Annotated in this window: 25 protein-coding genes; 11 read left to right on the top strand and 14 right to left on the bottom strand. The window is 65.0% G+C overall.

Annotated elements, in window-relative coordinates:
- Positions 1–102: 102 nt before the first annotated feature.
- The gene (gene sthA, locus MSIMFI_RS19175) at positions 103–1,509 is read right to left on the bottom strand and encodes a Si-specific NAD(P)(+) transhydrogenase (protein WP_191499082.1); all 1,407 of its coding nucleotides are present in this window, start codon (positions 1,507–1,509) and stop codon (positions 103–105) included.
- A gap of 113 nt (positions 1,510–1,622) precedes the next feature.
- Here sthA and MSIMFI_RS19170 point away from each other — a divergent pair, with 113 nt between their 5' ends.
- A complete protein-coding gene (locus MSIMFI_RS19170) occupies positions 1,623–2,681 on the top strand; it encodes a DUF4192 domain-containing protein (RefSeq protein ID WP_191498701.1) in 1,059 nt (352 codons plus the stop codon).
- Position 2,682: 1 nt separating this feature from the next.
- On the opposite strand, the gene MSIMFI_RS19165 is transcribed toward MSIMFI_RS19170, so the two are convergent.
- From MSIMFI_RS19165 to MSIMFI_RS19155, 3 genes are all read right to left on the bottom strand, one after another.
- Entirely contained in the window at positions 2,683–3,372 is a 690-nt protein-coding gene (locus MSIMFI_RS19165; RefSeq protein ID WP_191498700.1) for a metal-dependent transcriptional regulator, read from the bottom strand.
- Positions 3,373–3,519: 147 nt separating this feature from the next.
- Positions 3,520–4,491 carry a sigma-70 family RNA polymerase sigma factor SigB gene (gene sigB, locus MSIMFI_RS19160; RefSeq protein WP_186242564.1) on the bottom strand — a complete coding sequence of 324 codons (972 nt, stop codon included), beginning with the start codon at positions 4,489–4,491 and terminating at the stop codon, positions 3,520–3,522.
- A 165-nt stretch (positions 4,492–4,656) separates the two neighbouring features.
- Positions 4,657–5,082 (bottom strand): DUF3099 domain-containing protein, encoded by a 426-nt coding sequence (locus tag MSIMFI_RS19155; RefSeq protein WP_191498699.1) that lies wholly within the window; start codon positions 5,080–5,082, stop codon positions 4,657–4,659.
- Positions 5,083–5,184: 102 nt separating this feature from the next.
- On the opposite strand from MSIMFI_RS19155, the gene MSIMFI_RS19150 reads away from it, so the two are divergent.
- Positions 5,185–5,424, top strand: a complete 240-nt coding sequence (locus MSIMFI_RS19150) for a DUF3039 domain-containing protein (protein ID WP_186242566.1) — start codon at positions 5,185–5,187, stop codon at positions 5,422–5,424.
- On the opposite strand, the gene MSIMFI_RS19145 is transcribed toward MSIMFI_RS19150, so the two are convergent.
- Together MSIMFI_RS19145 and MSIMFI_RS19140 are read right to left on the bottom strand one after the other, a co-directional pair.
- On the bottom strand, positions 5,425–6,399 hold the full coding sequence (locus MSIMFI_RS19145; protein ID WP_191498698.1) for a YihY/virulence factor BrkB family protein: 975 nt from the start codon (positions 6,397–6,399) through the stop codon (positions 5,425–5,427). It lies immediately after the preceding gene.
- Positions 6,400–6,462: 63 nt separating this feature from the next.
- Positions 6,463–6,648 carry a DUF7455 domain-containing protein gene (locus tag MSIMFI_RS19140; RefSeq protein ID WP_186242568.1) on the bottom strand — a complete coding sequence of 62 codons (186 nt, stop codon included), beginning with the start codon at positions 6,646–6,648 and terminating at the stop codon, positions 6,463–6,465.
- Between the two features lie 127 nt (positions 6,649–6,775).
- On the opposite strand from MSIMFI_RS19140, the gene MSIMFI_RS19135 reads away from it, so the two are divergent.
- The gene (locus tag MSIMFI_RS19135) at positions 6,776–7,138 is read left to right on the top strand and encodes a DUF952 domain-containing protein (protein WP_191498697.1); all 363 of its coding nucleotides are present in this window, start codon (positions 6,776–6,778) and stop codon (positions 7,136–7,138) included.
- On the opposite strand, the gene MSIMFI_RS19130 is transcribed toward MSIMFI_RS19135, so the two are convergent.
- The 3 genes from MSIMFI_RS19130 to ppgK form a co-directional block, all read right to left on the bottom strand.
- The gene (locus MSIMFI_RS19130) at positions 7,133–7,504 is read right to left on the bottom strand and encodes a RidA family protein (protein ID WP_191498696.1); all 372 of its coding nucleotides are present in this window, start codon (positions 7,502–7,504) and stop codon (positions 7,133–7,135) included. The genes MSIMFI_RS19135 and MSIMFI_RS19130 overlap by 6 nt on opposite strands.
- A 51-nt stretch (positions 7,505–7,555) precedes the next feature.
- Complete coding sequence (locus MSIMFI_RS19125) at positions 7,556–9,106, bottom strand: RNA polymerase sigma factor (protein WP_191499081.1); 1,551 nt, start codon at positions 9,104–9,106, stop codon at positions 7,556–7,558.
- Between the two features lie 177 nt (positions 9,107–9,283).
- Entirely contained in the window at positions 9,284–10,066 is a 783-nt protein-coding gene (ppgK, locus tag MSIMFI_RS19120) for a polyphosphate--glucose phosphotransferase (protein WP_191498695.1), read from the bottom strand.
- A gap of 61 nt (positions 10,067–10,127) precedes the next feature.
- Between ppgK and MSIMFI_RS19115 the strand changes: the two genes are divergently transcribed.
- On the top strand, positions 10,128–10,988 hold the full coding sequence (locus tag MSIMFI_RS19115) for an inositol monophosphatase family protein (RefSeq protein WP_191498694.1): 861 nt from the start codon (positions 10,128–10,130) through the stop codon (positions 10,986–10,988).
- Positions 10,989–10,992: 4 nt separating this feature from the next.
- On the opposite strand, the gene cei is transcribed toward MSIMFI_RS19115, so the two are convergent.
- Positions 10,993–11,643, bottom strand: a complete 651-nt coding sequence (gene cei / locus MSIMFI_RS19110; protein ID WP_191498693.1) for an envelope integrity protein Cei — start codon at positions 11,641–11,643, stop codon at positions 10,993–10,995.
- Between the two features lie 294 nt (positions 11,644–11,937).
- Here cei and MSIMFI_RS19105 point away from each other — a divergent pair, with 294 nt between their 5' ends.
- Complete coding sequence (locus MSIMFI_RS19105; RefSeq protein WP_003875246.1) at positions 11,938–12,240, top strand: DUF4193 domain-containing protein; 303 nt, start codon at positions 11,938–11,940, stop codon at positions 12,238–12,240.
- Between the two features lie 9 nt (positions 12,241–12,249).
- On the opposite strand, the gene MSIMFI_RS19100 is transcribed toward MSIMFI_RS19105, so the two are convergent.
- Positions 12,250–12,726, bottom strand: coding sequence for a DUF3093 domain-containing protein (locus MSIMFI_RS19100; RefSeq protein ID WP_191498692.1), 477 nt, complete (start codon positions 12,724–12,726; stop codon positions 12,250–12,252).
- A 25-nt stretch (positions 12,727–12,751) separates the two neighbouring features.
- Here MSIMFI_RS19100 and dut point away from each other — a divergent pair, with 25 nt between their 5' ends.
- Both dut and MSIMFI_RS19090 read left to right on the top strand, forming a co-directional pair.
- Positions 12,752–13,216 carry a dUTP diphosphatase gene (gene dut / locus MSIMFI_RS19095; RefSeq protein WP_186242575.1) on the top strand — a complete coding sequence of 155 codons (465 nt, stop codon included), beginning with the start codon at positions 12,752–12,754 and terminating at the stop codon, positions 13,214–13,216.
- Positions 13,217–13,263: 47 nt separating this feature from the next.
- Positions 13,264–14,031 (top strand): DUF3710 domain-containing protein, encoded by a 768-nt coding sequence (locus tag MSIMFI_RS19090; protein ID WP_191498691.1) that lies wholly within the window; start codon positions 13,264–13,266, stop codon positions 14,029–14,031.
- Here MSIMFI_RS19090 and MSIMFI_RS19085 read toward each other — a convergent pair.
- Positions 14,028–14,729, bottom strand: a complete 702-nt coding sequence (locus MSIMFI_RS19085; protein ID WP_191498690.1) for an alpha/beta hydrolase — start codon at positions 14,727–14,729, stop codon at positions 14,028–14,030. The genes MSIMFI_RS19090 and MSIMFI_RS19085 overlap by 4 nt on opposite strands.
- Positions 14,730–14,874: 145 nt before the next feature.
- Here MSIMFI_RS19085 and MSIMFI_RS19080 point away from each other — a divergent pair, with 145 nt between their 5' ends.
- The 3 genes from MSIMFI_RS19080 to MSIMFI_RS19070 all read left to right on the top strand — a co-directional run bounded on the left by MSIMFI_RS19080 (position 14,875) and on the right by MSIMFI_RS19070 (position 17,344).
- A complete protein-coding gene (locus MSIMFI_RS19080; RefSeq protein WP_191499080.1) occupies positions 14,875–15,243 on the top strand; it encodes an OB-fold nucleic acid binding domain-containing protein in 369 nt (122 codons plus the stop codon).
- 45 nt (positions 15,244–15,288) lie between these two features.
- Positions 15,289–15,927: a DUF3159 domain-containing protein gene (locus MSIMFI_RS19075; protein ID WP_191498689.1), complete on the top strand. Its 639-nt coding sequence runs from the start codon at positions 15,289–15,291 to the stop codon at positions 15,925–15,927.
- A gap of 292 nt (positions 15,928–16,219) precedes the next feature.
- On the top strand, positions 16,220–17,344 hold the full coding sequence (locus tag MSIMFI_RS19070; RefSeq protein ID WP_191498688.1) for a hypothetical protein: 1,125 nt from the start codon (positions 16,220–16,222) through the stop codon (positions 17,342–17,344).
- Between the two features lie 14 nt (positions 17,345–17,358).
- On the opposite strand, the gene MSIMFI_RS19065 is transcribed toward MSIMFI_RS19070, so the two are convergent.
- Positions 17,359–18,021 carry a potassium channel family protein gene (locus tag MSIMFI_RS19065; RefSeq protein ID WP_191498687.1) on the bottom strand — a complete coding sequence of 221 codons (663 nt, stop codon included), beginning with the start codon at positions 18,019–18,021 and terminating at the stop codon, positions 17,359–17,361.
- 49 nt (positions 18,022–18,070) lie between these two features.
- Entirely contained in the window at positions 18,071–18,751 is a 681-nt protein-coding gene (locus tag MSIMFI_RS19060) for a potassium channel family protein (RefSeq protein ID WP_191498686.1), read from the bottom strand.
- An 88-nt stretch (positions 18,752–18,839) separates the two neighbouring features.
- On the opposite strand from MSIMFI_RS19060, the gene MSIMFI_RS19055 reads away from it, so the two are divergent.
- Positions 18,840–20,837 (top strand): APC family permease, encoded by a 1,998-nt coding sequence (locus MSIMFI_RS19055; RefSeq protein WP_191498685.1) that lies wholly within the window; start codon positions 18,840–18,842, stop codon positions 20,835–20,837.
- Positions 20,838–20,841: the final 4 nt, after the last annotated feature.

Raw genomic sequence — 20,841 nt, 5'->3', positions numbered from 1 at the left:
TGTCTCTGGCGTGCCCCCACCAGTGTCTCTCAACGCGATGAGTACCAGTAATTGAACCAGCAAACCTGGACGGACGTGTCTGCCGTGGCGCGGCCGGCTAGCTCAGCGTAAGAACTGGTTGAGCGCGCGCATCTTGTTCGTCACGTCCAGCGCGGCGACCTTGTAGGCCTCGGAGAACGTCGGGTAATTGAACACCGCGTCGACCAGATAGTCGACGGTGCCGCCGCATCCCATCACGGCCTGCCCGATGTGCACCATCTCAGTGGCACTGGTCCCGAAGATGTGCACGCCGAGCAGCGTGCGATCGCGAGTGGACACCAGCAGCTTGAGCATGCCGTAGGAGTCGCCGGCGATTTGGCCGCGCGCCAGCTCCCGGTACCGGGCCACCCCTACCTCGTAGGGGATCGAGTCTTTGGTCAATTCCACCTCGGTGGCTCCGACATAGGAGACCTCGGGGATCGAATAGATACCGATCGGCTGCAGCGCGGTCATGCCGTCGGTCGGTTCGCCGAATGCGTGGTAGGCGGCTAGCCGGCCCTGGTCCATGGAGGTCGCCGCCAGCGCCGGGAAGCCGATGACGTCGCCGACGGCGTAAATGTGATCGACCTTGGTCTGGAATTGATCGTCGACGAAAATCCGTCCGCGGTGGTCGGTTTCCAACCCCGCGTTCTCTAGGCCCAGGTGTTCGGTTTGTCCTTCCCGGCCCGCGGAGTACATCACCGTCTCGGCGGGAATCTGCTTGCCGCTGGCCAAGGTGGTGACGGTGCCAGCAGAGCCGACGTCGACCGCGGTCACTTCCTCGCCGAACCGGAAGGTCACCGCGAGGTCGCGCAGGTGGAACTTCAGCGCTTCCACGATCTCCGGGTCGCAGAAATCCAGCATGGTGTCGCGCTTTTCCACGACGGTCACCTTGGTACCCAGTGCGGCGAACATCGATGCGTACTCGATTCCGATGACCCCGGCGCCCACGACGACCATCGACGCCGGGAGCGACCGCAGGTCCAAGATGCCGTCGGAGTCCAGTACCCGTTTCTCGTCGAACTCGACCCCGGACGGCCGCACCGGCTTGGTGCCGGTGGCGATGACGACGTAGTCGCCGCTGACGGTGACGCGCTCGCCCTGGGCGTCTTCCTCGACCAGGACGGTGTGCGGATCGACGAAGCGGCCGTGACCCAGGACGAGGTCGATCCGGTTACGCATCAATTGCGAGCGCACCACGTCGACTTGCTTGCCGATCACATGCTGGGTGCGCGCCAGCAGGTCCGCGGGGGTGATCTTGTCCTTGACTCGGTAGCTCGCGCCATAGAGTTCGCGCTGGCTCATACCGGTGAGATAGACGACCGCCTCGCGCAATGTCTTTGAGGGGATCGTGCCGGTATTCACGCAGACGCCGCCGACCATTCGGCCGCGTTCGACGATCGCCACGGTTTTGCCCAACTTGGCCGCGGCGATGGCGGCCTTTTGACCGCCGGGCCCCGAACCGATGACGACCAAGTCGTATTCCCGCATCGAACTCATGGGATAGACGATAGAGCCCACAGTCGCGAGTTTGTCCACAGACGGTGGCTGATTTACATTGCGGTAGCACCGACCTGACGGTGTGGGTTGCCACCGTTGGGCGCATGACAAAGCATGAGCCTGACTTTGAACTCAACCGCCCCGGATCGCTGATCGCCGCATTGCCGGCCGTTCTCGGTTTTGTGCCGGAAAATTCACTGGTCCTGGTGTCGTTGGAGGGCGGCGAACTGGGGTCGGTAATGCGGGCGGACCTGTCCGCAGAGCTCGCCGATCGGGTTGAGCATCTCGCGGACCTGGCGGCCGCTGCTAAGCCTGAGGCCGCGATCGCAGTGATTGTCGACGCCAAAGGGGCGCACTGTCCGGTGTGCAATGAGCAGTACCGGCAGCTGTGCGTGGCGCTCACGGAGGCGTTGGCCGAGCACGACATCGTGCTGTGGGCAGCGCATGTCGTGGATCGGATAGCCCTTGGCGGGCAATGGCATTGCGCGGACGGGTGCGGCTCGGCGGGAGTGGTCGAAGATCCGTCGGCGTCGCCACTCGCGGTGGCGGCGGTGTTGGACGGCCGGCGGCTCTACTCGCGCCGTGCCGACTTGCAGGCAGTTATCGCCGTTGACGACCCGCGGCGCAGCGCCGAACTCGCCGTTGCCATACGACAAAGGGCCGCCGCACGCGAGATCGCGCACCGCGCTGACCCGACGGGCTGCGGTCGGCGCGATGTGGAAGCAACGATGGCCGCTGCCGCCCGTGTCGCCGATGGGCAACCACTGTCCGATGCGGTGCTCGCCGAGCTTGGCTGTGCGCTGCACGACGCGGCGGTGCGGGACACGCTGTATGCCCTTGCTGTCGGCGAGAACGCCGGTGCGGCCGAGTCGTTGTGGGCATTGCTGGCGCGCGCACTGCCGCAGCCGTGGCGGGTGGAGGCTCTGGTGTTGCTGGCGTTCAGCGCCTACGCCCGCGGCGACGGGCCGCTGACTGGTATCGCGCTGGACGCCGCGTTGCGCTGCGAGCCGCAGCATCGGATGGCGGGCATGCTGGACACGGCGCTGCAGTCTGGGCTGCGGCCCGAGGAGATCCGTGACCTCGCGGTCACCGGCTACCGCATGGCCAAGCAACTTGGTGTGCGGCTACCCCCGCGACGGGCGTTTGGCCGACGGGTCGGGTAGGTCAGACCTTCTCGACCTTGACGGCGTGGGCCATTTCGTTTGGCAGGGTGACGTTCTCATGACCCGGGATGAGGATCGTCACCCCGTTCGGGCCGATTTCGACGGTCACCCGCGCGTTTGGCACGACGCCGGCGTCTTTCAGCCGTGTGATCAGGTCAATATCGCCCTGAACATGCTCGGTGAGCTGGCGGACGACGACCGCTACCGGCGAACCTGGGGGCAACTCGGTCAGCCGCACCAGGTTGACGTCGTCGGAGCCGGACTTCGGGCCCACGCCAAGGTCCAGCAGGCCCGGAATCGGGTTGCCGAACGGGGATGTAGTGGGGTTGTTGAGCACCTTAACCAGCCGGCGCTCGACATCCTCACTCATCACGTGCTCCCACCGGCATGCCTCGGCGTGCACTTCTTCCCACGGCAACCCGATGACATCGACCAGCAACCGCTCGGCAAGGCGGTGCTTGCGCATCACCGCGATGGCCAGCGCCCGGCCCTTGTCAGTCAGCTCCAGATGGCGGTCGCCAGCTACGCGGAGCAACCCGTCGCGCTCCATCCGGGATACGGTCTGGCTGACGGTCGGCCCGCTCTGCTCCAGTCGTTCGGCGATCCGGGCACGCAGCGGCGTCACGCCCTCTTCCTCGAGGTCGTAGATCGTCCGCAGGTACATCTCGGTGGTATCAACCAGCTCGTTCATTCACCCATCCTCCGTTGCCGCCGAGTCTACTTCGCCAGCCGCGTGAGTGGTTCGCCAAAACGCTCCACCGCAGCAGTATGCCCGCCGCTCTCGCGGCGGGCACACCGTCTTCTAACAAGTTATTCTTGCCGACCTCGGCAGGTCATCTCAACTTGCGTAAGACCGCAGTCGATCAGCACGCTCGCCGTGACGCAGCTTGCACATCACGTCTCGCTCGATCTGGCGAACCCGCTCGCGGGACAGACCGAACAGCTTGCCGATCTGATCCAGGGTGCGTGGCTGGCCGTCGTCCAGACCGAAGCGCAACCGAATCACCTGATGCTCGCGCTCGTCGAGAGTGGCCAGCACGCTACGGATGTCGGTGTGCAACAGTTCGGCGATGACCGCGTTCTCGGCGGACATGGCTTCGGCGTCCTCGATGAAATCACCCAGAGGAGCTTCCTCTTCCGAGCCGACCGGCATGTCCAGGCTCACCGGGTCGCGGCTGTGCTCGAGCAGATCGTTGATCTTGTCGATCGGGATGCCGGATTCGGCGGCGAGCTCCTCGTCGGTTGCTTCACGGCCCAGGTTCTGGTGCATCTCACGCTTGATCCTGGCCAGCTTGTTGACCTGTTCGACGAGGTGAACTGGGAGCCGGATAGTGCGGCTCTGGTCGGCCATACCGCGGGTGATCGCCTGACGGATCCACCAGGTGGCATACGTCGAGAACTTGAATCCCTTTGTGTAGTCGAACTTTTCCATCGCGCGGATCAGGCCCAAGTTGCCTTCCTGGATGAGGTCCAGCAACGGCATACCCCGACCCGTGTAGCGCTTGGCAAGCGAAACGACCAGCCGCAGGTTTGCCTCCAGCAGGTGGCGGCGTGCGGCCTCGCCATCGCGCACCACGGCCATCAGATCGCGTTTCCGGTTCTCGCCGAGGCGCTTCCGGGTTTCCAGGAGATGCTCGGCATACAGCCCGGCCTCAATGCGCTTGGCCAACTCGACTTCGCCCGCGGCGTTGAGCAACGCCGTCTTGCCGATGCCGTTCAGATATACGCGCACCAGATCCGCTGCGGGGCTTTGAGCATCCAGATCGCCCTCAACCCGGCTGGTGGTGGCCCTTACTGTGGGCTGTGCCATAGCGCCCTCCCGATTGGCTTGTTGTGTCACGTCGTTCAACGCGACACCTGGGCCTAGAGTTCCCACCCGGCCGCCATCTCACACCGCGTGACGTGCGGAGATGTGCCGACGACCTGAGAATGTCCTGAGAAGTGCGGACGGCGACCGGTTAGGCCGGAACTCTGACTATCCCTGGCTCTCGAAGCCGCCTGAGTCCGAATGCGGTGTGGGGTCGCGCCGAGGCTCGAGTGCCGGGCGCTCTGCGGTCGGGAACAACGGGGTGCGCCGCCGGGACTCTTCGAATCGGCGAGGCTCATCGGCGCGACGCGGCGGGCGGTCGTTGGCGATCAGTACAGCCATCCACGGCAACGGCACCGAGGCGGCGACGATCAGCAGGCAGATCAGGCCGTTGTGCCAGATGCCGTAAGCGACAGCGGCAAGGATGAGCGCAGGAATCCGGAAGGCCATCAAGGTGAGGTACTTACGCACCCGCGCGCGATGCTGTACCTCATATGAGGGCTCAGCGGCGGTGATCAGTATCGGGCGGCCCGTGTCGTCGAAGCCGTCGAAACTCAGCCCGGAGCCGCGCTTCATTACTCCACTGTCCCACATCGGATCGATTCCGGTTGGGGCGAGTCAGTGGCGATCGCGAGCGCGGCGGGAGCCGGGCGAAGCGGGTCGCCACCATCGGGGCCAGGGGGCACAATGTTATGCATGCAGACCCAGACGATCGAACGCACCGACACCGACGAACGCGTCGACGACGGGACCGGCAGCGATACTCCCAAGTACTTCCACTACGTCAAGAAGGACAAGATCGCCGAAAGCGCGGTGATGGGCACCCACGTGGTCGCGTTGTGCGGTGAGGTGTTTCCGGTCACCCGGGCCGCCAAGCCGGGCTCTCCGGTTTGCCCGGATTGCAAGCAGATCTACGACAGGCTCAAGAAGGGCTGATCACGCCGGCGGTTCGGGCGCGACGGGGTTCTGTTGCGCGGTCGAAGACATGGTCGGCGCGCCGATGCCGGTGCGTGCCTGCAGCCATTTGCGCAACCGGTGGGCATGCGTCGCCGGTGCCGGCCATTCTTCCTGTATGGCGGCATTGAGTTCGGCGCCGAGCATGATCGCGAAACCGCCGAAGTAGGCGAACAACAGGAACGCGATCGGCGTGGACAGCGCGCCGTAGGTGTAGCCCGTGCTGGTGATCCACCTCAGGTAGAACCGCAGGCCCAGCGTGGCGATCAGGAATACCGCTATCGCCAGCACGGCGCCGAGAACCAGCCGATGCGTCGGCAGCGGAACCGGCAGCGACACCCGGTACAAGATGACCACGCCGAGCAGCAGACCCATAATCAGCGCGGGGTAATAGCCGTAGCGCAGTATGTTGGCCAAGCTGTAGGGGATGTGTTCGCTCACCTTGCGCGGACCCACGACCATCACTGGCGCGGCCGTCACCAGGAACACCAGCATCACGACGTAGAGGAACAGCGCGAAGAATCGCTGGCGCACTGGATGGCGCAGCGGAGTCTGGTCATGGGCCTCCACCACAGCATCGACGAATGCCGAGATAGCCGAAGATCCCGCCCACAAGGAGATCAAGAATCCCAGCGACACCACCTCGCCGCGGGCCGTGGCGGTGATGTCGCGGATCGTGGGCTCGATGATCTCGTTGACCACGCTGGTGGAAAAGAAGCTGCGGGCGGTGGAGAGCGTGCTTTTCACGATGGCCTGTAAGGTGTCCGGGCCGAACAGTGGCGCGACGTAAGCCAAGCTGCCCAGCATCCCCAACAGCAGCGGCGGGAGCGACAGGCACGACCAAAAACCCGCTTGCGCCGACTCCGAAAATATTGAGTCGTCCCAGCTCTTAGCGAGCGTCCTCTTGCTGATGTGCCAGATATGGTGGCGGGACGGTTTGGCGGATTGGTCGGTCATCCCGTCCAGCATTACCGAAGATTGCGCGCGCCGCCGAGATTGCGGCCGGGCGAGTTCGGCATATTACTGACCGCTGACCTCCAGGACGGCGGCCAACTCGATCAGTTTCGCCTCGTGCTTGTTGGCGTGATGCTGGCAGAACAGAAGCTCGGCTCCGGAAGGCAGCTTTGCCCGCACCCGCGCCGCCGCACCGCAGCGGTCGCAGCGGTCTGCTCTGGTCAGCTCGGGACCGGTCAGAGTTGCGTTCATGGCTTCTCCGTTCTGGCGTGTGTTCAACTCTGTCAGACGCTCAGGGTTTTCGCCTTGTTCCCCGACCGTTATCGGGTGTGTCGTTTCTCACGCGTCTTCGACTGGAAAGTCCGGCATCCTGGCTACGATGTGCGCGACTTCAGACGTCTTGGTGCATTTGTGTGGGATCCAGGATTGGTCGCGTGCGCGCCGTCGCGGCGGGATCCTGCCCGAGGCCGGGGACGAGTTCATCCACCTGTCCACGCCCGCGCAAGTACATCTGCCGGCCAACCGGCTCTACCGCGGCCGCGGTGACCTGGTTCGGCTGGACATCGATCCGACGGCGCTTGACTCACCTGTGCGTTGGGAGCCGGGGGTGCCAACGGATCCAGACTCGATGCTGTTTCCACATCTGTACGGCCCGCTGCCGGTGCGTGCTGTGATCCGGGTCGTTGCCTACCCACCGGCGGCTGATGGCACCTTCCCGCCGGTCTACCCAAGCTCCCTATGACCCTAGGTAGGCGTCGGCTTCGATCTCCACCAATAGTTCGGGAGCGATCAGTGCCGAAACCTCGACCATGGTGGCCACCGGACGGATGTCGCCGAAGATCTCTGCGTGCAGGTCACCGACCTCACGCCAGCGTGAAATGTCGGTCACGTAGATACGGGTCCGGACCACGTCGGCAAGTGTGGCGCCCGCCTGTTGAAGCGCAATCTCGATGCGGCGCAAAGCATCTCGAGTCTGAGCGGCGAGGGTGTCGCCGCTGCCGGTCGTTCCGGCTACCGCCACCTGGGGGCCGACACGAACCGCGCGCGAGTAACCGACGGCCGATTCGAAGTCGGATTCGGACGAGACGTTGTGACGGCTGGCTGGCATGCGGTCACACTAGGCCAGCGCGGCCGGCGGCGCGCCAGCCGATCGGTGAGCTCAGTCCAGGTAGTCGCGCAATACCTGGGAACGGCTGGGGTGGCGCAACTTCGACATCGTCTTGGACTCGATCTGACGGATGCGCTCGCGGGTAACGCCGTAGACCTGGCCGATCTCGTCGAGGGTACGAGGTTGGCCGTCGGTGAGACCGAACCGCAGCCGTACTACGCCGGCCTCCCGCTCGGACAGCGTGTCCAGCACGGACTGCAGCTGGTCCTGCAGCAACGTGAATGACACCGCGTCCACGGCGACCACCGCTTCGCTGTCTTCGATGAAGTCACCGAGCTGGCTGTCGCCCTCGTCGCCGATGGTCTGGTCCAGCGAGATCGGCTCGCGGGCGTACTGCTGGATCTCCAGCACCTTCTCCGGCGTGATGTCCATTTCCTTGGCCAGCTCCTCAGGCGTGGGCTCGCGGCCCAGATCCTGCAGCAACTCGCGTTGAATGCGGCCCAGCTTGTTGATCACCTCGACCATGTGCACCGGAATGCGGATAGTGCGGGCCTGATCGGCCATGGCCCGCGTGATGGCCTGGCGAATCCACCACGTGGCGTAGGTGGAGAACTTGTAGCCCTTGGTGTAGTCGAATTTCTCGACCGCGCGGATCAGGCCCAGGTTCCCTTCCTGGATCAGGTCGAGGAACGCCATGCCGCGGCCGGTGTAGCGCTTGGCCAGCGAAACCACCAGCCGCAGATTGGCCTCCAGCAGATGGTTCTTGGCGCGATCGCCGTCGCGACAAATCCACATCATGTCGCGGCGCTGGGCGGCGGGCAGCTTCTCGCCGCGATCGCTCAACTCGCTCATCAACTGGGTCGCATAGAGACCGGCCTCGATCCGCTTGGCCAGCTCAACCTCTTCCTCGGCGTTGAGCAGCGCCACCTTGCCGATCTGCTTCAGGTAGGCGCGAACCGAGTCGGCGGACGCAGTCAGCTCGGCGTCCTTGCGCGCCTGACGCAACGCTTCGGACTCGTCTTCGTCCCAAACGAAATCCCCGGAGGCCTTGTCCTTTTCGGAAGGCTCGGCGATTTCCTCTTCCTCCTCGGCGGCAGCCTCGCCGGCCCCGCCAGCCGAGGCGGTCTCGACGTCGTCGCCGTCGTCGGCCTCACCCGCGTCGAGGTCGGCGTCCTCGGCGTCGGGCGCTACGTCCTCGAGGTCATCGAGACTGAGGTCGGCGGCATCGATGTCGAGCTCGTCACCGGGCTCGACATCGATGTCTGGTTCGATCTCGAGGTCCTCGGCGACGTCCAGGGCGGCGTCGGCATCCGTCGCGGTCTCTTCCGCGGAATCCTTGGGCGCCGCTGCTTTTGTCGCGCGGGCCGAGGGTGCCTTTGCCGCGGCCTTGGCCGAACTGCGGGTCTTCTTCGGGGCGTCGGCGGTCGCGGTGTCTTCAGAAGTGGACTTACCGGCCCGGGCTGTCTTGGTCGCCCGCTTTGTCGGGGCAGAGCCATTGGCGGCCTTCGCTGGCGTCCGCTTCGCGGGGGCCTTGGCCGGAGACTTGGTGGCGGTGCGTTTCACCGCTTCGTCGGTCGCCGGGCTTGCCTTGGTCGCTGCCACATACACCCCTTCGGTTGGACTCACTTCCGGTGGGTTTGGGCATGCTTGACCGAAAGTGTCTGCTATGTCGAATGTCGGCGTTGATATCAGCGTGAATACTCGCGCGCTATCGGTTGGGCGGCCGCCGACGACCATTGTAACTTCACTGGGCACTTATACCGGCCGAGCGGGCAAAATTCAGTGCGTCACGTCTGCCGCGGAAGCCATGGCCGCGCCGACTATCCCGGCCGTGTTTTGCAATGCGGCGGGAACCACCGGGGTGCGGTTTTCCAGCAGCGGAACCCATTTGTCGGCCTTGCGGCTGATGCCGCCGCCGGCAATGAACAGGTCCGGCCAAATGGCGTTTTCAATGGCGCGGAGTACGCGTGTCACCTGTTTGGCCCACTTCTGATAGCTCCAGTCGTAGCGGTCTTTGACCGATGACGCTGCGCGTTGCTCGGCCTCCTTGCCGCCGACCTCGAGATGACCCAACTCGGTGTTAGGTATCAACGTCCCGTTGTGGATCAACGCCGATCCGATCCCGGTTCCGAACGTGAGCAGCACGACCAAGCCAGTGTTGTCCCTGCCGGCGCCGTAGCGTTCTTCGGCCAGCCCGGCCGCATCGGCGTCATTGAGAATCGTCACCTGCTGGTCGTCCAACTCGGCGCTGATGACGTCGCGCGCGTTGGTCCCGATCCAGGACTTGTCTACGTTGGCCGCTGTCTGGACGATGCCGTGGGTAACGACGCCGGGATAGGTCACCCCGAGTGGTCCCGTCCATCCGAACCCATGCACGACCTCGGCGATGGTCTTGGCGACCGCCGACGGGGTGGCCGGCTGGGGGGTCAGCAGCTTGAGCCGGTCACCGATCAACTCTCCGGTGTCCAGGTCGACGATGCCGCCCTTGATGCCACTGCCGCCGACGTCAATGCCGAACCCTCGGCGCTGCGGCGTGCCGTTCCCGGGCTCGGTGCTGGTCATCGAAGCTCCTCGGCGAGATTGTGGTGTCCGCTCACCTTAAGCCGTGTGATGCGATAGGCCTGTGACACCACCCCACAATGACCCCGCGGCGTTGCGCTCGGTGGCGGAAACCCTTGCGGCGGAGGCAGCTGCGTTCGTGCGGTCTCGACGCGCCGAGGTGCTCGGCGCGGATACCGACACTGGCTGGATGCGAACCAAGACCACCCCTACCGATCCGGTGACGGTGGTAGACACCGAGACCGAACGGCTGCTGCGTGATCGGTTGGCTCAGCTTCGGCCCGGTGATCCGATCTTGGGGGAGGAGGGTGGCGGGCCCGCCGATTTGGGGGCCAGCTCTGCCGAAGCGGTCACCTGGGTGCTTGACCCCATCGACGGCACGGTGAATTTCGTCTACGGCATCCCGGCGTATTCGGTGTCGATTGGGGCTCAGGTTGGTGGCGTGTCAATGGCCGGCGCGGTCGCCGACGTCGTCGCCGGCAAAGTGTATTCGGCGGCGAGCGGCCTGGGAGCACACGTCACCGACGAGCAGGGCACACACGCGTTGCGCTGCAACGGCGTCGACGATCTGTCGTTGGCGTTGCTGGGCACCGGCTTTGGGTACTCCCCGCAGCGCCGCACTACGCAGGCTGCGCTGTTGGCCCGGATGCTGCCGGTGGTGCGCGATGTGCGTCGCATCGGTTCAGCGGCGTTGGACTTGTGCATGGTCGCGTCCGGCCAGCTGGATGCCTACTACGAACACGGGCTGCAGGTATGGGATTGCGCGGCAGGTGCGTTGATAGCGGCCGAGGCGGGAGCCCGGGTTGTGTTGCCCGCGCAGAATGTGACCGGCGCGCCAGTGGTGGTCGCGGCTGCGCCGGGTATCGCCGATGAGTTGTTGGCGGCCCTAGCGCGCTTTGACGGCCTGGAACCCATCCCGGACTGAGCCGTCAGCAGCTGTTGGCGTGGATCTTTGCCAGGAGCGCGTGATCTGCTGGCTCGGTGGCACCGGGGCGCAGCGTGGCGAGCACGGCGTCGATGTTGTCGCTATGCGCCAGGGAGGTGAATTCGGTGCCGAGCGCGAGGTCGACGGAGTCGTCGGCGCGGCTGTCGTGGAAGAGCTCGGTGCACGGCGCAACCAGCCATACCGCGGCCGCGGTGGCTTGCCCCGCAGTGCCGAAGCGGATTTGGCCCTGGCAGGTCAGCCTGGTGCCGGCATAGATCGGGTCATTGGCCGATGTCGGCTGGGCGAAGCCGAGATCCTGCAGCGCGCCGGCGATGTCGGCGGCCTGACCGCCGCGGCCGCTGGCGTTGAGGACCCGCACCCTGGTATCGCTGAGTTGGGCCGGTGCGACGTCGGTCATTTCACTGCGTGACACTTGCTCACCGAGCGTGGTCGGGCCCGACCCCGCCGTTTGCGGGGGTGGGTTGCATACTGCGGCTTCGCGAACATCCACCGGTCGCGACAGTGCGACTGTCCACACCACACCCGTCACCACCACCAGGAACACCACCACAACGATGGCGGGACGGGGATTGCGGCGCCGAAATGGCCGACCGTGCTTGTCAAAGGCGGTACCCTCGGTGATTTGTGCGACCACAGGTGCACTCTAGTGCGCCGACGATGCGTGCCGGTACGGCACGTTGAGGAGGCGGACCGTCAGGCTAAGTGCGCCGACGATGCGTGCCGGTACGGCACGTTGAGGAGGCGGACCATTGGGCTGGGTCGCACGCCAAACGCACCGTTTAGGGCCAAACACAAGGGTCAATCCAGTGGTGTGACGCAAATCACACCGGAATCGCGCGGGATACGGGCACGAATCGTTTGGTGGATGCGTTCGACGCTGGTACAAAGCGTTGCTTGAACTTACGAGGGCATGTGAGGGGACAAGACAATGCCTACCGACTATGACGCTCCGCGGCGTACCGAGACTGACGATGTCTCAGAGGACTCGCTGGAGGAGCTCAAAGCACGACGGAACGAGGCGGCGTCGTCGGTGGTCGACGTCGACGAGTCGGAATCCGCAGAATCGTTTGAACTGCCTGGGGCCGACTTGTCCGGCGAAGAGCTGTCGGTGCGCGTCATTCCTAAGCAGGCTGACGAGTTCACTTGCTCGAGCTGCTTCCTGGTGCAACACCGCAGCCGGCTGGCCAGCGAGAAGAACGGCGTGATGATCTGTACCGACTGCGCGGCCTGATAGCCGCACTCAGCTGCGCAATGCCGACAGCACCCGCTCCGGGTGACGGCAGCTCACCAGCCAGTACGGCGTCGGGTCGTCGGGGTCGTCGAGGACCAGCAGAATCATCGGCCCGACCCACGCTCGATGCAGGACGAAGGCGGCCGGGTCGAGCTGGCGGCCCAGCGCTGCGGACTTGGCGGTCCGGGCGATTTTGGCGGAGCGAGCGATGACCGCGATGGGAAGATGCGCATCCGCAGCCCAGATCTGGACACCGCTGGGGCCGTCGGTGACCCGGATTTCGATCCTGCCCAGCCATAACAGCGTCCCGGCCGCGACGCTGAACAACGTGGCGAACGGTACCCAGTTGGGTAGGGCGGGCACTCCCTGGTTGACTTCGACCGCGATGAGTGCCGCCAACGCGAAGCCCAGTGGCCACCACCACCAAGGCACCCACAGTCGCTCGCGATATCGCACACTGTGCGGCGCGACGCGGGTACCGGACACCCGGTCAAGGGTAATCTGTGGCCCCGTGTCGACCACTCTGGCCATTGTCCGGCTCGACCCCGGGCTTCCGTTGCCCAGCCGCGCTCATGACGGCGACGCTGGCGTAGACCTCTACAGCGCCGAAGACATCGAGCTGGCACCGGGGCAGCGCGCCCTGGTGCGGACGGGTGTTGCGGTAGCCATCCCGTTTGGCATGGTTGGGCTGGTTCATCCGCGCTCGGGGTTGGCGTCGCGTGTCGGACTTTCGATCGTCAACAGCCCGGGCACCATCGACGCGGGCTATCGTGGCGAGATCAAGGTCGCGCTGATCAACCTCGACTCTGCCACGCCGATCGTGGTGCATCGCGGCGACCGTATCGCCCAATTGTTGGTGCAGCGGGTCGAGTTGGTTGAGCTGGTTGAAGTCTCGTCGTTCGACGAGGCCGGACTGGCGCAGACATCCCGTGGCGACGGTGGTCACGGTTCCTCCGGCGGACATGCGAGTTTGTGACGACCGGGCGACGATGCAGAGCGAAGCGATGAGGAGGAGCGGCGCTCATGGCGGCATTCGGTAGACGCACGCGCAAAGACGACAACGACAACGGTCCCGGCGAGTCAGTAGAAGCCGAGGTCGAGGCCCAAGCCGCCGCAGACGGCGCCGACGAGGAACTTCAGGGCCCGTTCGACATCGAGGACTTCGACGACCCCAAGGACGCCGAACTCGCACGACTCGATCTGGGTTCGGTGCTGATTCCCATGCCGGCGGCGGGCCAGGTCCAGGTTGAGCTGACCGAGACCGGGGTGCCCAGCGCGGTGTGGGTGGTCACGCCAAACGGTCGGTTCACGATCGCGGCCTACGCGGCGCCCAAGACCACCGGCCTGTGGCGCGAGGTGGCCAGCGAACTCGCCGACTCGTTGCGCAAGGACTCGGCCCAGGTCTCGATCAAGGACGGCCCGTGGGGCCGGGAAGTGATCGGCACCGCTTCCGGCGTGGTGCGCTTCATCGGCGTCGACGGCTACCGCTGGATGATCCGGTGCGTCGTCAACGGCCCGCACGAGACCATCGATGCGCTGACCACCGAGGCGCGAGAGGCGTTGGCGGACACCGTGGTTCGCCGCGGGGATACGCCGCTGCCGGTTCGGACGCCGCTGCCCGTGCAGTTGCCCGAGCCGATGGTGGAGCAGCTGCGACAGGCCGCTGCCGCCCAGCAGGCCTCTGAAGCAGGATCTGCACAAGCCTCCGCGCAACAATCTGGCGAGCCGGTGGCACGCCGCGGTGCCGAGGGATCGGCCATGCAGCAGTTGCGCAGTACAACCGGCGGCTAAGGCACCTCGGCGAGAGCGGCCAGGCACGCGGCGCCCAACGCGGCAGCGTCGGCGCCGATCTCGTGCAGCGTCACCGTCCTCAGCCCGGCCCGCGGTGCTGCGCTCACCCACTCGATACCGACCTGTAGCGGATGAACCGGATCGTCGACCGCGGCGGCCACCCCCAGCGGTGTGGCCAGCCGGGCCAGCTCGGCGCGGCTGGGTGCCACGTAGGCGGCCGCTTCTTCCATTGCTTCGGGCAAGTGCGGCCATTGGGCCCGCCACGATCGTGTCAGCTCCGCGGCCAGCCAGGGCGGGCTGGACGCCCGCATTTGCGCCGTCGTCGCCGCTAAACCATCGCAGCGCAACCGCAATGCCGTATACCGCGCGGCGTGTGCCGCCGGTGCCGATCCGGGCTGTCCGGTCCAGGCCGGCAGTGCGGCCAGGACGGCGACTGCCAGATCGGGATGGGCAAGCGCCCATGTGGCGGCCACCGCGGCTCCGATCGAGACACCGCCGACGCCTATGGGGCCGCTACGCGCGGCGTCATCCAGGGCAGTCAGATAGCTGTCGATCAATTGCTCCGGCTGTGGGGGAGGTGTCACCGGTACCGCGCCGACCTCGCGCAAGGGCCCGGAAAAGGCCCGACAGACGTAGTCGTCGTCGGAGCCGGTTCCAGGCAACAACACGGTCGTGACGCCGCGCAAATCGACAACCACCCACTGATAGTGCCGGGCATCCACAAGTGCCCCCAAATCAGCGGTTTGGTCCGCTGGCGTCTGGGAACCAACAGGTCTACGGTGACCGTTGGCATAGATGGACAAGCTTTTCTTGCGTAACGACGGTGAAGTGTCAGGAGAGGCCATGCGGGCCCAAGGTTATTTGCGCCGGCTCACCCGTCGATTGACGGAGGATCCGGAGCAACGCGACGTCGAGGAATTGTCCGAGGAGGTCGCCAATACCGGCGCGCAGCGCGCGATCGATTGTCATCGTGGCCAGGAGGTCACGATGGTGGGCACGCTGCGCAGTGTGGAGACCAACGGCAAGGGTTGCTCGGGTGGTGTTCGTGCCGAATTGTTCGACGGCAGCGACACCGTCACGCTCGTTTGGCTTGGTCAGCGCCGGATACCGGGTATCGACTCGGGTCGTACGCTGCGGGTTCGTGGCCGGCTAGGCAAGCTGGAAAACGGCACCAAGGCCATCTACAACCCGCATTACGAAATTGAGCGGTGACGATTCCCGCTTTTGGGCCCAGCGGTTAGGGCCCGGCGGTATCTCGTGAGCACTAACCGCGTCAGCGCCGAGCGCCTGCTGGCACAGGCCGGCGGGGTGAGTGGCCTCATCTATTCGTCACTCCCGGTCGTGACCTTTGTGATTGCGTCCAGCGTCGCTGGCTTGCTGGCGGCGATCGGGTCCGCCGTGGGTGTGGCCACCTTGGTATTGCTTTGGCGGCTGATTCGGCGGGAGTCGACGCAGCCGGCGGTTGCCGGCTTCTTCGGGGTCGCGGTGTGTGCGCTGATCGCATACCTGGTGGGCCAGTCCAAGGGCTATTTCCTGCTGGGTATCTGGATGTCGCTGTTCTGGGCGGTCGTTTTCGCCGTGTCGGTCGTGATCCGCCGGCCGGTGGTCGGTTACCTCTGGAGCTGGGCTAGCGGGCGTGATCGCAGCTGGCGGGATGTGGCCCGGGCGGTCTACGCGTTCGACGTCGCCACGCTGAGCTGGACGCTGGTATTCGCGGCCCGGTTCGTAGTCCAGCGGCTGCTCTACGACGCCAACATGACCGGTTGGCTGGGGGTGGCGCGGATCGGGATGGGCTGGCCGTTGACGGTGCTAGCAGCGCTGGTGACGTATGCGGCCATCAAGGCTGCCCTGCGTGCCATGCCAGCCGCTGCAGATACCGATCTCAGTCGCGAGTAGTTCCGACGACTCGGAAGTCTCGCGGCGGTACGATCAATCGCCATCAGATGCGTGTATGCATCATATGCGTTGACTAATCGTATACGTTCATATATCGTATGCATCAACGTATCGTATTACGCAGGCTGCGGCCAATGACGTCTGTGCGGTTTTGCGAGCCGCTGCGCGAATCCGCGGCTCATGGGGTTCCGATGTCGGCGCCGGCAACCCGCAACGAGATTGGTGCCGGCCGGATTGGCCAGGGACGACGGCATTAACTCGGCGCCCCAAACTTTCGAGGAGATGTTTCCGAATGGCGTTCACTACAGACTTGACAGCGACGGTCATGGCGGGGTGCTTGGTCGCGGCCACCGGCGGTGCATGCAGCACGTCCACCGCGGCTGTCAGGCCAACCACCGCGGATCCGATCGCATTGGTCACGATCACCCAGCCAGAATTGTTACGGGATTTCGTCGCCGAGCAGGACCCGATGGGCGTCGTAACAAACGGGGTGTACACCTTCCTTCGGCAGCCAACGACCAGCGGCGTGGCCATCACTGGATATCGGAGCGAGGTGGCGGCAGACGGCACAACCTCCAAGATCGCCACATTCGCGTACAACCCGGCCGCCGGCACGTACAGCAGGGTCCCCTACCGAGAGTTGGTGTGGTCACCCAGGCAGGCAACGTGGGTGGAAATCGACCCTATCGAGACGCTGTCACCCGGACCCACCGGGAGTCGCGGTTGGCCCACGGTCAAGAGCGTCGCCGAGTTCGGGACCAGCTATTACACCTTCAGCTACGACGACCTTGGCGGGCAAGCGCTGCAGGATGGATTGGAGGCGGGGTTCGCCGAGGGGGTAGCTCTTCCGCAGAGCGTGCAGGCCGGGAAGTTCAGCCCGGGCGCGCGGGTCTACCTGAGGACCGAGACGACCGTCGACCCTTTCTACACCATTCATCGGGTCAAGATCGGGAACACCGGGACCGAGCACCTACTGCCCGTTTACGCCTGCGGCAAGCCGTCGTCAGAGTGTCGGACGCCAGCCACCAGTCTTGTGATGGCTGACCAGCAAGGCGGGCAGTTCACCAATTTTGCCGGCACCGTACGACTTGAGTTGGGCGGCGATGGGCACGCAAGGCTGCGGCCAGTTGAAACCCCTGATATGTCGTTCGCCAACCTGACCTATCGCATCGCCGAGACGGACGGGCCCAAACGCATCACCTTCCAGGCGTCCACTCCCGACGACGCTGACAAGTTCGGCAAGGCAATCGGTATCACGCTGGATCGCTTTGCATTGTTCGAGTACGACGGTCTGGTGACGATCGGATTCGCCGAACCCGCCAACAGCACAACCACCACAATCGGCGGTTATAACCGGATTGCCGCCAACGATTTGCTCACTCAGTGGACACCACCGCTGCCGGCGATGCTGTCCTAATTTCGCCGCTGCGGTTAGCTGCTGGGGAGCAACAGCCGGCTCAGTTCCTCTTCCGCCTCGGCGACGGCTACGAAGAGCAACTCGTCGCCACCCTCCAGTGGTTCATCGCCTTCCGGCACGATGACACGTGGCCCGCGCAGGATTGTCACCAGCACGGCATCGCGCGGCAGTTGCAGTTTGCGCACCGGCTTGCCGCCCCAGGGCGTGTCGTCGGGCAGGGTGATCTCGACCAGGTTGGCCTGACCTCGTCGGAACTCCATCAGACGCACTAGGTCGCCGACGGCCACCGCCTCCTCGATCAGGGAGGCGAGCATGCGTGGGGTAGATACCGCCACGTCCACCCCCCAGGCGTCGGTGAACAGCCACTCGTTGCGTGGATCGTTGACCCGCGCCACGACCCGTGGCACCGCGAACTCGGTCTTGGCCAGCAGGCTGAGCACTACGTTGACTTTGTCATCACCGGTGGCGGCGACCACGACGTCGAAGTCCTCGAGATGTGTCGACTCCAGCAGGCTCAGCTCGCAGGCATCGCCCAGTCGCCAATGCGCGGCGGGCATGGCATCGGGGTCAAGGTGGTCGGGGTTGCGCTCGATGAGGGTGACCTCGTGCCCGTTCTCCAACAGCTCGCGGGTCACCGAGCGGCCGACGGCCCCGGCCCCAGCCACAGCGACCTTCATTTGCGGCGCTCCTCAACCCCGGCTGCGCCGGCGTCTTCGTCGTCGCGCTTCATTTGCCTCCGATCTCGAAGTCCTCACTGGGCGGCAAGGCCGCGATAGCCACCGCCTCGGCGGCCCGCCCGGAGATGGCGGCTACGTAGACCTGATCACCGGCCTGCAGGACCGTCTTGGGTTCGGGCAAGATGCCGGTGCCGAACCGGATGAGGAATGCCACCCGGGCGCCGGTGGCCTGCTCCAAATCAGTAGCCCGGTGCCCGACCCAATCCTCGTGCAAGACGACCTGGGCGACGGCGACGGTTCCCGTCGGATCCCGCCATTTGGCGGTCTCGGTCTCCTGGGTCAGCGCGTTGAGCAGTCGATCGGTGGTCCAGGGCACTGTTGCAATCGTTGGGATTCCGAGGCGCTCATAGACCTCGGCGCGTTTGGCGTCGTAGATGCGTGCGACGACGCGCCGTACACCAAAGGTCTCCCGGGCCAGCCGTGCCGAGATGATGTTGGAGTTGTCACCGGAGGACACCGCGGCAAACGCGTCGGCCTCCTCGATGCCTGCTCGCAAGAGCACATCGCGGTCGAACCCCTGGCCCAGCACCCGCTCCCCGGCGAACTCCGGGCTGAGCCGATTGAAGGCCGTGCTGTCGCGGTCGATAACCGCGACATCATGACCTATCCGGGACAGCCCGTCGGCCACCGAAGATCCGACCCGGCCGCACCCCATCACAACCACCCGCACTTGAGGTCCTCTCGGCTGTGTCCTGTGCGTCGTACTCTCGCGTAGGGAACGCTACCGCCAAAGCCACGTGGGCTTACTCTTGGCTCTCGTGTCCAAACTTTCAACCGCCGCGCGCCGGCTGCTTATCGGCAGGCCATTTCGCAGCGACCGGCTCAGCCACACGCTGTTGCCCAAGCGGATCGCCCTGCCGGTATTCGCCTCAGACGCGATGTCGTCGGTCGCGTACGCCCCGGAGGAGATCTTCCTGGTGCTCTCGGTGGCCGGCCTGGCTGCTTACTCGATGGCGCCGTGGATAGGCCTGGCGGTCGCCGCGGTCCTGCTCGTCGTGGTGTCCAGCTACCGCCAGAACGTGCACGCTTACCCGTCCGGCGGCGGCGACTATGAAGTTGTCACCACCAATCTCGGAGCCAACGCCGGCCTCGTTGTGGCGAGCGCGCTTATGGTGGATTACGTTCTCACCGTTGCGGTTTCGATATCGTCGGCGATGTCGAACATCGGCTCGGCGATCCCGTTCGTGTACGACCACAAAGTGTTGTTCGCGGTTGGTGCGATCGTGCTGATCATGGCGATGAACCTGCGCGGGGTCCGGGAATCCGGACTGGCCTTCGCCATCCCGACCTACGCATTCATCATCGGAATCGGTGCCATGCTCGGCTGGGGGCTGTTCCGGATGTTCGTGTTGGGCAACCAGCTACGTGCCGAATCCGCCGGTTTCGAAATGCACGCCGAACACGGCAAGGTCCTCGGTTTCGCGCTGGTGTTCCTGGTGGCGCGCTCGTTCTCCTCCGGGTGCGCGGCGCTGACCGGTGTCGAGGCCATCAGCAACGGAGTGCCGGCGTTCGAGAAGCCCAAGTCGCGCAACGCGGCAACGACGCTGTTAATGCTGGGCATCATCGCGGTGAGCATGTTCATGGGCATGATCCTGCTGGCCGTGGAGACCGGGGCCCAAGTCGTCGATGATCCCGACACACAGCTGTCCGGTGCTCCGCCGGGCTATCAACAGAAGACGCTGGTAGCGCAGCTGGCACAGGCCGTTTTCGGTGGCTTTCACCTCGGGTTCCTGCTGGTCGCCGGGGTCACCGCGCTCATCCTGGTATTGGCCGCTAACACTGCGTTCAACGGTTTCCCGGTGCTCGGCTCGGTCTTGGCGCAGCACAGCTACCTACCGCGGCAACTGCACACCCGTGGTGACCGGCTGGCGTTCTCCAACGGGATCCTGTTCCTGTCGGTGGCGGCCATCGCGGCGGTTGTCGCGTTCCGAGCCGAGCTCACCGCGCTGATCCAGCTGTACATCGTCGGCGGGTTCATTTCGTTCACGCTCAGTCAGATAGGCATGGTGCGGCACTGGACCAGGCTGTTGCGCACCGAAACCGATCCGTCGGCGCGGGCCAAAATGTTTCGCTCGCGGGTGGTCAACACGATTGGTTTCATTGCCACCGGCGCGGTGTTGTTGGTGGTGATGGTCACCAAGTTTCTAGCCGGGGCGTGGATCGCCATCGTCGCGATGGGGGCCCTGTTCCTGCTCATGAAGGCGATTCGGCGCCACTACGACGGGGTGAGTCGGGAACTGGCTGAGCAAGCCGCCGCCCACGACAACGAGGTCGTGCTGCCCAGCCGCAATCACGCCTTGGTGCTGGTGTCGAAGTTGCATCTACCGACGCTTCGCGCCGTGGCCTATGCGCGAGCGACCCGCCCCGATGCGCTCGAAGCCATCACGGTCAACGTCGATGACGCGGAAACCCGCGAGCTGGTGCACCAGTGGGAGGAAAGCGATATCACCGTCCCGCTGAAGGTCATCGCGTCCCCGTACCGCGAGATCACCCGTCCGGTGCTTGATTACGTCAAACGCGTGAGCAAGGAGTCACCGCGCACCGTTGTGACGGTGTTCATCCCGGAGTACGTGGTGGGCCGCTGGTGGGAACAGTTGCTGCACAACCAAAGTGCGCTGCGGCTCAAGACCCGGCTGCTGTTTATGCCCGGAGTCATGGTGACTTCGGTTCCCTGGCAATTGACTTCGTCGGAGCGGATCAGTGCGTTGCAACCGCATGTGGCTCCCGGTGACGCGCGTCGAGGCATCTTCGATTGACCCG

The organism is Mycobacterium simulans (genome assembly GCF_900232995.1).
Classification (GTDB): domain Bacteria; phylum Actinomycetota; class Actinomycetes; order Mycobacteriales; family Mycobacteriaceae; genus Mycobacterium; species Mycobacterium simulans.
Note: the sequence above shows the minus strand (reverse complement) of the source record. Positions and strands in the feature narration are given on the sequence as shown.

Bases quoted from the DNA above. Each gene is read 5' to 3' on its own strand.
- sthA (WP_191499082.1), bottom strand. From the start codon at position 1,509: ATGCGGGAATACGACTTGGTCGTCATCGGTTCGGGGCCCGGCGGTCAA.
- MSIMFI_RS19170 (WP_191498701.1), top strand. From the start codon at position 1,623: ATGACAAAGCATGAGCCTGACTTTGAACTCAACCGCCCCGGATCGCTG.
- MSIMFI_RS19165 (WP_191498700.1), bottom strand. From the start codon at position 3,372: ATGAACGAGCTGGTTGATACCACCGAGATGTACCTGCGGACGATCTAC.
- sigB (WP_186242564.1), bottom strand. From the start codon at position 4,491: ATGGCACAGCCCACAGTAAGGGCCACCACCAGCCGGGTTGAGGGCGAT.
- MSIMFI_RS19155 (WP_191498699.1), bottom strand. From the start codon at position 5,082: ATGTGGGACAGTGGAGTAATGAAGCGCGGCTCCGGGCTGAGTTTCGAC.
- MSIMFI_RS19150 (WP_186242566.1), top strand. From the start codon at position 5,185: ATGCAGACCCAGACGATCGAACGCACCGACACCGACGAACGCGTCGAC.
- MSIMFI_RS19145 (WP_191498698.1), bottom strand. From the start codon at position 6,399: ATGACCGACCAATCCGCCAAACCGTCCCGCCACCATATCTGGCACATC.
- MSIMFI_RS19140 (WP_186242568.1), bottom strand. From the start codon at position 6,648: ATGAACGCAACTCTGACCGGTCCCGAGCTGACCAGAGCAGACCGCTGC.
- MSIMFI_RS19135 (WP_191498697.1), top strand. From the start codon at position 6,776: ATGTGCGCGACTTCAGACGTCTTGGTGCATTTGTGTGGGATCCAGGAT.
- MSIMFI_RS19130 (WP_191498696.1), bottom strand. From the start codon at position 7,504: ATGCCAGCCAGCCGTCACAACGTCTCGTCCGAATCCGACTTCGAATCG.
- ppgK (WP_191498695.1), bottom strand. From the start codon at position 10,066: ATGACCAGCACCGAGCCCGGGAACGGCACGCCGCAGCGCCGAGGGTTC.
- MSIMFI_RS19105 (WP_003875246.1), top strand. From the start codon at position 11,938: ATGCCTACCGACTATGACGCTCCGCGGCGTACCGAGACTGACGATGTC.
- MSIMFI_RS19090 (WP_191498691.1), top strand. From the start codon at position 13,264: ATGGCGGCATTCGGTAGACGCACGCGCAAAGACGACAACGACAACGGT.
- MSIMFI_RS19080 (WP_191499080.1), top strand. From the start codon at position 14,875: ATGCGGGCCCAAGGTTATTTGCGCCGGCTCACCCGTCGATTGACGGAG.
- MSIMFI_RS19070 (WP_191498688.1), top strand. From the start codon at position 16,220: ATGGCGTTCACTACAGACTTGACAGCGACGGTCATGGCGGGGTGCTTG.
- MSIMFI_RS19065 (WP_191498687.1), bottom strand. From the start codon at position 18,021: ATGAAGGTCGCTGTGGCTGGGGCCGGGGCCGTCGGCCGCTCGGTGACC.